The organism is Nonomuraea helvata, assembly GCF_039535785.1.
GTDB lineage: Bacteria > Actinomycetota > Actinomycetes > Streptosporangiales > Streptosporangiaceae > Nonomuraea > Nonomuraea helvata.
Genome location: NZ_BAAAXV010000012.1, coordinates 469,728 through 481,619 on the forward strand (window position 1 = coordinate 469,728; position 11,892 = coordinate 481,619).

An 11,892-nucleotide genomic window follows, 5' to 3' on the forward strand; every position below is an offset into this window, starting at 1 on the left:
GACGAATCAGGACCGGCGGGATCGGCTACGGGACGCGGCCATCGAGGTGCTGGCCGAGCAGGGCGGGCGCGGGCTGACACACCGCGCGGTGGACGCTGTCGCGGCCATCAGCACCTGGCGTTCGTCGATGTTCGGGGTGGCCAGAGCCCAGGTGATGGGCAGTCCGGCCGGAGTGCAGATCAGGTGCAGGCGCAGGCCCCAGAACCAGCGCGAGTGGGAGCGGCAGTAGCCGTAGCCGGCCCACCCCGCCAGCTCGGAACGGCGGGCGGTGGGGCGGGAACGACCGCACTCGACCGGGGTGGAGTCGGCCACCCAGACCGGGTCATCCCACAGGTCGGTGTCGTGGGCCAACGCCCGGATGGCCCGTTTGAGCAGGGGCAAGGCCTTGTGCAGGCGCTTGTTGTAGCCGGACTGGCTGGGCAGGTACGGAAAGGCGCCGGGCAGATGTGCGGGTACGTAGCGCAGCCAGCGGGCCTGGGAATGCACGACGAGTAGGACCTGAGCCACCGCCAAAGTCAGCAGCTCGGCGTCGGTCAGCTGGGGTGGTCGTCCTAACCGGGGTGATTCGCCCAGCCAGTCGTCGATCCTCACGTACAGTGCGGTCAGAAGGGTGTTGAGGTCGTTCGTCACACATCGATCCTCGACACCCTTCGTCGTGTCTGCACTCCGAACGACTTAGGACTTACTCGTCTAGGCCGTGTTTCGAAAGATCACGTGTGTGAGGCGTGTCGGTGATCGTTGAACGAAGAGGTCTCCGGTAGGTGGTTCAACGACCAAGAAGAACGAAATACCGGAGACCTCGTGACCAGCGTAGTGGTGACGAGGCGGCACGACCTCACTGATGCGCAGTGGGCGGCGCTGGAGCCGCATCTGCCTGCCGCATCGGGCAAGGGGCGTCCGCCGAAGTGGAGCAAGCGTCAGTTGATCGACGGGATCCGGTGGCGGATCCGGACCGGGGCGCCGTGGCGGGACGTTCCTGCCTGCTACGGCCACTGGTTCACCGTGTATGGCTTGTTCCGGCGCTGGCAGCGGGAGGGGATCTGGGCGCGGATCCTGGCGGCCTTGCAGGCGTGTGCGGACGCCGCCGGGAAGATCGATTGGACGGTGAGCGTGGACTCCACCATCACCCGGGCTCACCAGCACGCGGCCGGAGCACGCCGGGACGGTCACCTGCAAAAGGAACCACCCGGCGGGGTGCACAGCGAGCCGGCCGATCATGGCCTGGGGCGCTCGCGCGGCGGGCTGACCACCAAGACCCATCTGGCTTGCGAGCAGGGCCGCAAGCTGCTGGCTGCGGTGGTGACCGCCGGGCAGCGGGGCGACAGCCCGCAGTTCATACCGGTGCTCGGCAAGATCCGGGTGGCCCGCCTCGGCGGTGGCCGTCCCAGGACCCGCCCGGACCGGGTCCTGGCCGACAAGGCCTACACCAGCAAGGCCAACCGGACTCATCTGCGCCGGCGTGGGATCAAGGCGTGCATTCCGAGCAAGGCCGACCAGGACGCTCACCGGCGAGCCAAGGGATCGAAGGGAGGTCGCCCGCCCGCCTTCGACCCCGCGTTCTACCGGCTGCGTCACGCTGTGGAGTGCGGCATCAACCTGCTCAAAGGCAACCGCGGCATGGCGACCCGTTACGACAAGCTCGCCGTACGCTACGAAGCCGTCGTCATCATCGCTGCGATCAACCAGTGGCTCAATGCCTTATGAAACACGACCTAGCGGTCGGGCTGTTTGGCTGGCAGTTGGGTGCTACGTCGTTCAGGCATCGCCAGCGGCCCTGAACCGCGGTGGCAAGGCGCTGGCTCCGGCCACGCTGGCCTGGCATCTCCGTGACGAGCCCTTTATTGACCAGGACGACGGACCGGCGAAACATTTCTCCCTGTACGACGATCTCCGCATAGGGGCGAGTACCTCCGGGCACAGGGAGATGGGACGGCTTGAACGGTCAAGGCCGTAAGCGAATTCCGGTTGTCACCGTGACCGCCGTGGTGGCGCTGTCGGCCGGAGCACTGGCCGCGCTGGCCTGGAAGAGCTGGGACGCGGACGTTGTCGGGGGCATCGCTGCGGCAGTGTCGCTGTCGGCCGCAGTCACCGCCGCGTGGGTGCAGTGGGCCTCCTACCAGGCGATGAAGCCGCCGCGCACGCTGGTGGCCGTCGCCAAGGATCTCGAGGCGGTCGTACGGGCGGAACTGGACGCCGAGGCTGGGCGACAGGAGACCGACGCGCCGTGGCGGCTGCCGGTCGGCTACTCCGCGGACGACGTCGCCGTACTCGGCGTGGACTGGCCGGATCTGGAGCGGACTGCCCGTACCGCGCGCTCGCCGTTTCGTCGCAAGGGCTCCCGGATCCGCGGTCCCCAGGAGCTCACCGGCACGCTGGACGACATCACCCGGACCTTCATGCGCATCCCCACAAATCGCCTGGTCATCCTTGGCAGTCCCGGCGCGGGGAAGAGCACGCTGGCCGCGCACCTGGCCAGGCAACTCCTTGACGAGCGCCGCGGTGACGACCCCGTTCCGGTCGTTCTCGGCTTGGCCTCCTGGAATCCCGAGACGCAGCCGCTCGGCCAGTGGATCGTCGGCAGGCTCACTCTGTCCTACAGCGGTCTCGGCGCGCCGTACGCCGAGCGCGAGAGGGCCAGCCTGGCGCAGGCGCTGGTCGACGATCAGCTGGTCCTACCCGTCCTGGACGGATTGGACGAGCTCGATCCGGCGGTCCGTGGTTTCGCCATCGCCGCGATCAACGAGGCGCTGCGCCCTGGGTCAGCGCTGATCGTCACCAGTCGCACCAGTGAGTACGCATCGGCCGTCGATCCGGAGGAACGCGGCCTTCCGGTCCGGCTCAACGGGGCGGCGGTCGTCCAGCTGCACGACCTGCCCTCTGATGTGATGATCGACTATCTGCGGGCCGGGGCTTCCGGCGCGGCCTCCGCCCAGCGTTGGGAGCCGGTTCTGGAACGGCTGCGTGACTCAGTGGCCGCCCCCGTCACAGAGGCCCTGCGCACCCCGCTCATGCTCGGTCTGGCCCGGTTCCTCTACAACCCGGTCCCCCGGCGCGTCAGGGACGACACCGTTCTGGCCGATCCTGCCGAACTCCTTGATCTCGAACGCTTCCCCACCGCCGAGCGCGTCCAGAACCACCTGCTCGGCGGTTTCCTCGCCGCCGCGTACAGGCGTCCTGCCGGCACCAACCAGCGCCTGCGGGGCGAACGGGACGCGGAGCGCGCGCGGGAGACCCTGTCGGCCCTGGCGGCAGAGCTCGACCGGACCCGCACCCATGATTTGGCTTGGTGGCAGCTCCAGCGCGCAATCAAGAACCCTCGCGAATTCGACCGCTGGTTCGTTGCCGTGATCACCTATCTGGTCGTCCTGGCGTTTGAAGGGCCGGTCATCGCGCTCTTCATGGCAGTGCTGGCGTTCTTCGTCTCGCGATCCCGCTGGGCCAGTTCGAGCGTCCCGACTCTGGTGGCGGACGGGCAGCCCCGTCGCGTGGTGCTGCAACCGCCGACCGCGGCCTCGCTACGGGTCAATCTCCGCCTCGCCGTGACCAGTGGCCTGGAACTCGGACTCGGCGTGGGAGTGGTTCTCGGCGTGCTCACCGGCTGGACGGACGGCTGGCGCGCCGGCCTGGACCGGGGCTGGCACGCGGCACTCCTGGCGGGTGGGCTCATCGCTTTCTCCAACTGGCTGCCCGGCCCGCTGCGCGCGATGCTGAACTTCGACGCCCCCGCTGACATCGCCCTCGCCACGCCTCGCACGGCGCTCGTCTGGGACCGCCGGCTCGCCTTCATCCAGACGCTCGAAGGATTCCTGTCCGGGACACTGGTAGGCCTGGCCCTGCAGATCATCCCCGCGCACGGGCTGCCCTTGGGGATCACGATCGGCTCAGTCTCCCTGACCAACAGCGCCTGGGGCCGCTTCGTCCTGGCCCGCGTCTGGTGGCGCCTGGAACAACGAACCCCGCTGCGGCTGCTGGCCTTCCTCGAGGACGCCCAGCAGCGCAACGTCTTGCGGCAGGTCGGTCCGCTCTTCCAGTTCAGGCACGCGCTGCTGCAGGAACGGCTCCGTCCGGCCATCACCGGCCACGCCGCACCCATCATCACGATGGCGTTCCTGCCCGACGGCCGGCACGTCGTCGCCGGAGGACGAACCGAGCGGGCGCTCGTCTGGAACGTGGCCGACCGTACGCCGCCGGTCGTGGCGGCCTCAATCCTCCACGAGCCGGAGGGGCGAGTCACCACGGTGATCGACGCGCTGGGGTTGAGCCCGGACGGGAAGCTCCTCGCCACTGGCACCTGGACGTGGGGCATCGGCCTGTTCGATCTGTCCGACCCGTCCCGTCCGACTCTGTTGTCGACGACGGCGCGAGCCCACAACGACCTCGTCGCGGGCCTCGCCTTCAGCCCGGACGGCACGTTGCTGGCCAGCGCGAGCATGGACACCGACGTACGCCTGTGGCGAGTCGCGGACGCCGGCGCTCTTGAGCCGCTGGCCACCCTGGACGCTCATGAGCAAGCCGTACGAGCCGTGGCGTTCCATCCCGGCGGGAACGTCGTGGCCGTCGGCGGCCGCGACGGCCTTGTGCTGCTGTGGGACATCCGAGACATCGCCCGCCCTCGGCTCGTGCACCGGCTGCCGGCGGAGGTCGACTGGATCCTCGCGCTGGCGTTCGATCCGTCCGGTGACGTTCTGGCCGTCGGCGGCCGTCAGGCGGTGAGCCTGTGGAGCACCGAGAGCTCGATGCTCCTGTCCCGGATCCCGATCAACGCGGCCTACACCGTCGCGTTCGACTCCTCCGGCGATCTCCTGGCGACGGGCTCGCTCGCGGGCGGCGCGAACGTCTGGGACGTCACCGACCCCGCCGATCCCTCTGGCCGCGTGCGCATTCCCGGCTCCAGCCCCGTGGCAAGCGCCGCCTTCCACCCCACGCGAAGCTGTCTCGCCCTCGGCACCCTGGAGGGCACCTTCCACATCCTGAGCCTGGACGCCCTCCTGAATCCGGCCGTCGAGTAGGAAGAACCGCGCTCCAGCCCTCTCGCCTCGCTGAACCGGGCGACACCGCCGAAGGTCACCTCGTCGAAACTGAGATCCCGGCGGGTATCCCCTCTGCACGACCTCGTGCCGAGAGCGCTGACGCCCAGGTCGGGAGCAGCCTTCCCAAACGCGGGGTTATCAGGAAACGTTCCGGCCGAAACGTTTCCTGGACCCCCGTTCGGGTTATTACAGGTCGGGCCGTACGACATGGCCTTGCCCAGCGGCGCGTGGAACAGGTTCAGAAACATCATGTCTTCGGCGTCCTGGACGATCTTGGTCCGCTCGAATTGGCAGTGCACATAGAGCTGAATCGTGACCTCGTCCACCGGGATCGCCTGGGGCTGCCGTGCCATGGCGAACGCGCCGTTCGCGCTGACCCGCCGCCGGACCACATCTGGCCCGTCCAACATGCCGTACGGACCCCAAGAAACTGTGCGCCAAGTAGCCGCTTGCACTACTTGAAGTACTTGCTGCACGACTGGGAGCCACCCAAGATAATCACGGCCACCGCCTCTCCTTGAGCTCTTCACATCTCGACGATGAGTCGGTGGCCGCTTCTCCTCTCCCGAATCGACGAGGCCTCACCGCCACAGCCCGCTATGCGTGATAGATCACCATCGGTACCAAACAGGACAAATGCGAAGATCAGAGTTTAAAAGACAAGCTAAAGATGTAAGCCAGTACATCGATCGATGTACTGGCTATTTCGCCTGACGGGACGATCAAGTACGGCGTTCGCGCCTGCAGGCTTGGAGGCATGACCAGACGCATTGACGCCCTCGACGTGCTGCGTGGCGTGGCCATCATGGGCACACTCGGCACGAACATCTGGATCTTCACCGCGCCGGGCGGGCCAGCGGAGTTCCTTCAGCTCGGCGGCGACCCCGGTGTAGTGGAGACGTTCCTGCGCTTCCTGTCCAACGGCAAGTTCCTCGGCCTGCTGACCCTGCTCTTCGGCGTCGGCCTCGAACTGCAGCACCGCAGCGCGCTCCGCAAGGGCCTGGCCTGGCCTGGCAGGTATCTGTGGCGCGCGTCGCTGCTCTTCGTCGAGGGCGCCCTGCACTTCGTCCTGGTCTTCGAGTTCGACGTGCTGATGGGCTACGCGATCACGTCAATGATCGTCGCTTACCTCATCGGCCGGAGCCGGCGAGTGGTCACCGCGTGGATGGTCGCGGCCGGGACGTTGCACGTCGCCATGGTGGCCCTGACCACCGCAGCCCTGATGATGACCGGGCCGGGCGGCGGCGACACCCTCCCTTACGCCCGGCTCGGCTGGCTCGACCAGGTCGCGTTCCGCCTCCAGAACGTCGTCGTCTTCCGCACCGAGCTGGTCTTCATCGTTCCCATGGGGATCGTCCTGTTCCTCCTCGGCGCGCGCCTGCTGCGCGCGGGGGTCTTCGAAGAGCACGGCGCGGGCCTGCGCAGAAAGCTGATCGCCGTCGGCCTCGGTCTCGGTGTGCCCCTCAACCTGGCCACCTCCTTCGCCGGCCCAGAGTGGTTCGCCGTCGACCGCTACCTCTTGGCGCCGATGGTCGCCCTGGGCCTGCTCGGACTGATCACCTCGGTCGTGCTCGGCATGCGCGACGCGCCGGGCATGCTCCGCCGGGGGATCACGGGCGTCGGCCGCACGGCGCTGTCCTGCTACGTCTTCCAGAACCTGGCGGCCAGCATCCTCTGCTACGGCTGGGGCCTGGGGCTGGCCGACCGGCTCGACTCGTTCCGTCCGTGGTGGGTGCCGCTGGCGTGGGCCGGGATCTGCCTGCTGTTCCTGGTGCTGTCCTCGCTGTGGCTGCGCAGGTTCAGCCGCGGGCCACTGGAACTTGCCTGGCAGTGGGCCTATCAGGCGCCGTCACCGGCCCGTCGGACCTGAGCACGCGCATCACGGCCGCGGCCTCCCGCAGCCAGGGCACGACGTGGTCGCTGCGGGCCTCCGGCACGGCCTGCACGAGCCCGTTCTTCGAGCCGGAGTGCCGGTGGGGCGTCTCCATGGACACGCCGACGCTCGCGCACAGCTCCGCCATTCACGACGCCGTCGAGCCTCCGCTCGTGCAGCGGAGCCGTGGCGGTGCGCAGGATCGTCGAGTTCGACGACCGAGATCTCGCGTGGCTCTCAGCGGCCGGTCGATCTGGAAGTGGTCGATGAACGTCACCGCCGCGGAGAACAGGCCGCTGCCCCTGGCGATCTCCACCGGGTGATCGGGCCCTGGGCCAGGCACCATGGTGAAGACTGTGGTCTCGGCCCGGGCGGCGGTCGTGAGACGAGGCGGCGACATGGCGTCATGCCGCCACTAATTGACTTCGTCAGAATTGATGTCGGGGCCAGTGGACGAGATTGCTGTGGTTTGTGTGGGGCAGGGCCCGTCGGCCGAGGCCGACAGCCTGTGCGGGGCCGGCTACGGCCAACGCAGCAGTGAGCGGACCAACCGGCGCAACGGCTACCGCACCCGCGAGTGGGACGCCCGCGCAGGATCAATCGAGCTAGCCATTCCCAAGCTGCGCGAAGGCTCGTACTTCCCCGACTGGCTGCTGGAACGCCGGAGGCGGGCCGAGCAGGCGCTGATCAGCGTGATCGCGACCAGCTACCTGCATGACCCGCCGGCTGACCGGCCCTTCCGCCCCCGCCTTGCGCAACACGTGAGCACTCCGGACCCCGGCGCGTGGCTGCTGGACCGGATCGACGCCACGCGCTCGTGGACGCGAGAGAAGGCGCTGACCGGCCACATCGAACAGCTCCAAGCTCAGATCGAGGAGTTGACCGCCCGCCTGCGGGACCTCGACCAGGACCTCGATCATCTGCGGATCACCCGCAAGCCCTTGGTCATCGCTGGCGAGCCCGGTCCGGCATCCCCGCCACCGCCGGCGCCCGCAGCGCCCGACCATCCCGCCTACCAGCAGATTCTCACCCTCATGGCCCACACCGGCCAGCCCTCACTAGCGCGTGACCTCTGCTTGGCCCCTGGATTTGCCTCTGGCGCGTAAGAACATCGAGAACACCCGCGCCAAGCTCAAGCGCCTGGTCAGCCCGGGCATTCTCGTGGAGATCGAACTGTCGACGACGGCCGAATTCGAATTCTGACCCCCCCTGACGATGCTCGGGTTCTAGGGCGGATTCCAGGGGTCGTCGCAACACGGCTTGTCAGCTGGCTTCGGTCAGGAGCTTAGCGAGACGCTCGGCTGGGGTATCCCAGTCGACCTGCCCGCCGGATCCCCGGAGCACCCGGCCCGGGGATCAGGCGCGCAGCGTCAGCGTTCGCTGGAGGCCGCGCGGTAGTGCAGGTCCTGCACCTGCGGAGTCGCGGTGATCGCGTGGGGCGAGGCCACCTTTGCCACCACGGCCGAACTCCTGGTGACCGTGGCGGATGCGGCGCCCGCCTTCAGCGGGAACGTCTTGGCGGACACCCCCGCGGGCGCGTCGTAGGTCTGTGTCGTGCCGCCGATCGTGACGGACACCTTGCCTGCCGCGGTCAGCATGGTGAGCACCTCGACGGTGTCGCGGGCCGCGGTACTGCCGGCGCGCAGCTTCATGAGCTTGGTCTGCGCGTACGACGGCGCGGCCGCGACCGGCTGGATCCTGTGGGTCAGGTACGCCGTGTCGTTGGTGATCTTCGGGCAGCCGAGCTTGTAGCAGGTCAGGTAGTAGGCGTTGATGTCCAGATAGGTCCAGCCCGCGTTCCTGGAGGGGGCGAACTGGGTGTTCTCCGAGTAGTCGTTCCAGGTGGTGAGCTGCACCCAGTCCGCCTTGCCGTCGATCGCCCCCTTCCAGGTGGCCCGCAGGTTCTCGGTGTTGCCCGCCTCGTCGAACACGCCCTGGTTGGGACGCTCGTCCTGAACGGACACCGGCTGGATCCAGATCTTGCCCAGGCCATGGGCGCGGTCGATGTTCGCCGTCAGGCCGGCGTTGGCCGCGGGGTTGCGGTTGCCCCAGTTCGAGAAGCCGTAGCTGATGGAGGCGAAGGCGTCGCGGTACCTGTTGAAGTCGACGAACGTGGGCACCAGGGCGACCTTGATGCCGTGCTGCGTCTGCATGGTCTTCATCCAGTCCGACCACCAGGCGGCGGTGCGGGCCTCGGCCTTGAAGGGCGCGACGACGAGGCGGTTGTCGGCGAGCCGGTAGACCGACTTCGACGCGGCGAGCTTGGCCATGGCGGTGGCGAAGGCGGCGCTGTCGGTCGAGGCCAGACCGTTCATGTCTGGCATGAGCACGATCTTGAAGCCGGCGTCCACGGCCTCGGCCGCCTTGATGAGGTTCTGCACCCGCGTCCACTGCGCGCTGGTCACGGAGAGGATGTCGACGGTGAAGCCGTCCAGGCCCGCGGCGACGGCCTGCCTCACCTCGGTCTTGAGATCGGCCAGCGCGTAGTCGCCCGCGATCGGGTCACGTCCCAGCGGCCGATCACGGAGCAACCCGCCGTAGGCGGCGTGCTTGCCGCTCTCGCCGTCCGGCTTGAGGTAGTTCCTGGCGTAGTAGTCGCCGCCCGGAGCCTGATTGTCGAGGGAGATCGGAAAGGGGGTGAAGTAGTGCGCGAACACCTTCTTGGCCGAGGACCGCAGCGCCGCCGTACCCGCCAGGGTGAAGGGGAGCGGCCCGTCGGTCTGCTCACCTTCGGTGCCTTCGGTGCCTTCGGTGTAGGTGACCGTGAGTTTCGGTCCCCGGTTCCCGCTCTCGCGCGAGGACATCAAGACGGTCGTGGTGGCATCGGTCCCGGTGAGAGCGAACGCGTACGTGCCATCAGCTTTGACGGCCGACGAGACGTCCAACCTGGCCGCCGCGCCCGCAGTGAAGCCGGTGTGCGAGCCGATGACCGGCGCGCTCAGCGCCGGACGGGTGTTCCAGGTGGTGGCGGCCTCCGTCCAGGCGCCCGTCACCGGGCGGACGGAGACGGTGGTGTCCGTCGTTCTGGCCGAGACCACGTCCAGCGTGACCTTCACGTCCTCGGCGTCCCGCGGGATGCCGGTGACCTTGAAACGGGTCAGGCCGACGCGCTGCCCCGCGGTGGCACTGCCGCACCCGGTGCCGCAGACGCTTACCCAGGTCGCGGTCGCGAAGCTCTTGGCCGGCTCGGCCTGGCTGACGAACACGTCCTCCGCCGCGGCGAACGTCAGGCTGACAGGGGCGACGGCGGACGCCTGCGCCGGTGCGACCGCGGCGGCCGCCAGCGTGGCGACGCTCGCCACGACCGCCCATAAAGTCCGATATCGGTTGGCCATGAAACTCCCTTGGTTCATAGTACGGCCCGCCTCAGCGGAGCCGTCCTGCATGATTAACTATGGATCAAGGTCAAACGCGACCGCGGTCAGCCAGTTCGACCCGCACCCGCGAGGTCAGCCGCTGCACCGCGCGGTCCAGCTAAGCCGGGTTGCCCGCCTCCGGAGCTTGCGCAGCGCCGCCGAGCGTAAGTCGCTTGGCCACATCCAGCCGTACCTCGCCGTGGGGCTGGACGTGCTGCCAGAAGAGCGGGGTCAGTCCGCGCCGGTCGGCGGGTTTGAGCAGCTTGGCCCATTCCGGATCGGCGAGGATGTCCTGCAGCATCAGGGTGTTGATGTATATGAGCGCGGTCTGCAGGATGCGCAGGCACAACACGCTCATCTCCAGCTCCTCGCGCCGGTTGGTGGCGATGTCGCCGCCCTTGCCGTAGAAGATCAGTGGAGGACTCCACCACGTTAAGCCCTTCCTGAATCTCCCGCTGGAGCCCGCGCAGGCGCAGGTAACGGGCGACAAAGATGGTCTTCTGCGCGCATCCAGCGTCACGATCGTCCGCTACCGATACCGCGGAGCGGCCATCCCCACTCCGTGGAGCATCGAACCGGCAGCCACAAGCTGACCGCTGGGCAAGACACGTGGTGAGCCCGGTGCTCGGAGACGGGCACGCCGGATTCGGGACGGCGGCTCGGGGAAACGGACCGGTGGCAACACCGACACCGCGCCCCGGGCCGACCGCACAAGCCTATTGGAGGGATCGCTTCAATTACGTGATGGTTTCCAACCGGCTCGATGTCTCGGCGAATTCGAGGAAGGTACGCCCGGGTTCGGTGCTGCGGTGCCGGTGCCAGGCGAGGACGATCCGTCGCTGCAGGGCCGGTGAGCGGAGTGCGACCGTCGTCAGTTGTCGCGTGGAACGTTCGGCGACCGAACTAGGTAGCAGTGCGATGCCGAGTCCATGGTGGACGAGGTCGGCCAGGAGGGTGACGTCGTCGGTCTCGGCGCGGATGTGCGGAGTGAATCCGGCCCTGACACATGCGGTGTCGAGCAGGTTCCGTAGCCCGCTGCCGTGGGTGAGCGTGACGATCGGCTCGTCCCTGAGAGCGTTCAGCGTCGTGTCCGCGTGCCGGGCGATGGGGTGGTCGTCGGCGACGGCGACGACGAGCGGCTCGGTGTAGAGGTCGCGGGTCGCCAGCACGGCGGGTAGCTGCTGTCCGGTGATGCCGATGAACGCGGCGTCCACGGTCCCGCTCGCGACGTCGGCCGCCAGGTCCTTGGGGTGGCCGATACGCAGGGTGATGTCCACTCTCGGATGCCGCCGCTGAAAGTCGCCCAGCAGCCCGATGAGGGGTTCGGGTGGTGACTGGACGGCTCCGATCGCCAGCTTGCCGGCGAGGACTCCGCGCAGCGAGTCCACCGCGTCCCGTCCGGCGGCGGCGGCGTCCAGCGCGGCCTGCGCGTACGGGAGGAAGGCTGCACCGGCCGGAGTGAGCCGGATGCGCCGGTCGGATCGGTCGAGCAGCTGCTGACCGAGCTCGCGCTCGAGCTGGGCGATCTGCTGACTGATCGCCGGTTGGGCGACGTGGACGCGGGCGGCGGCGCGGGTGAAACTCGCTTCCTCCGCTGTCGCCACCAGATAGCGGAGCTGCCGTAGTTCCATAA

The 11,892-nt window shown here is 68.3% G+C and carries 6 protein-coding genes and 3 pseudogenes; 5 read left to right on the top strand and 4 right to left on the bottom strand.

Annotation, left to right across the window (positions count from 1 at the left end; genetic code table 11):
* Window positions 1-63: 63 nt before the first annotated feature.
* Window positions 64-630 (bottom strand): annotated as a pseudogene (locus ABD830_RS52530) (transposase family protein); the annotation flags it as partial.
* Between the two features lie 186 nt (window positions 631-816).
* Here ABD830_RS52530 and ABD830_RS52535 point away from each other — a divergent pair.
* The 5 genes and pseudogenes from ABD830_RS52535 to ABD830_RS52555 form a co-directional block, all read left to right on the top strand.
* Window positions 817-1,704, top strand: coding sequence for an IS5 family transposase (locus ABD830_RS52535; protein WP_378521066.1), 888 nt, complete (start codon window positions 817-819; stop codon window positions 1,702-1,704).
* Between the two features lie 269 nt (window positions 1,705-1,973).
* Window positions 1,974-5,009 (top strand): NACHT and WD40 repeat domain-containing protein, encoded by a 3,036-nt coding sequence (locus ABD830_RS52540; RefSeq protein WP_345003157.1) that lies wholly within the window; start codon window positions 1,974-1,976, stop codon window positions 5,007-5,009.
* A gap of 778 nt (window positions 5,010-5,787) precedes the next feature.
* The gene (locus ABD830_RS52545) at window positions 5,788-6,900 is read left to right on the top strand and encodes a DUF418 domain-containing protein (protein WP_345003158.1); all 1,113 of its coding nucleotides are present in this window, start codon (window positions 5,788-5,790) and stop codon (window positions 6,898-6,900) included.
* Complete coding sequence (locus ABD830_RS52550) at window positions 6,861-7,226, top strand: hypothetical protein (protein ID WP_345003159.1); 366 nt, start codon at window positions 6,861-6,863, stop codon at window positions 7,224-7,226. The genes ABD830_RS52545 and ABD830_RS52550 overlap by 40 nt, the downstream gene beginning before the upstream one ends.
* 168 nt (window positions 7,227-7,394) lie before the next feature.
* Window positions 7,395-7,616 (top strand): annotated as a pseudogene (locus ABD830_RS52555) (transposase); the annotation flags it as partial.
* Window positions 7,617-8,273: 657 nt separating this feature from the next.
* Here the strand turns inward: ABD830_RS52555 and ABD830_RS52560 are convergent.
* The 3 genes and pseudogenes from ABD830_RS52560 to ABD830_RS52570 all read right to left on the bottom strand — a co-directional run bounded on the left by ABD830_RS52560 (window position 8,274) and on the right by ABD830_RS52570 (window position 11,890).
* A complete protein-coding gene (locus ABD830_RS52560; RefSeq protein WP_345003160.1) occupies window positions 8,274-10,238 on the bottom strand; it encodes a glycoside hydrolase family 71 protein in 1,965 nt (654 codons plus the stop codon).
* Between the two features lie 139 nt (window positions 10,239-10,377).
* Window positions 10,378-10,753 (bottom strand): annotated as a pseudogene (locus ABD830_RS52565) (Tn3 family transposase).
* A gap of 243 nt (window positions 10,754-10,996) precedes the next feature.
* Window positions 10,997-11,890 (bottom strand): LysR family transcriptional regulator, encoded by an 894-nt coding sequence (locus tag ABD830_RS52570; protein ID WP_345003162.1) that lies wholly within the window; start codon window positions 11,888-11,890, stop codon window positions 10,997-10,999.
* Between the last annotated feature and the right edge of the window lie 2 nt (window positions 11,891-11,892).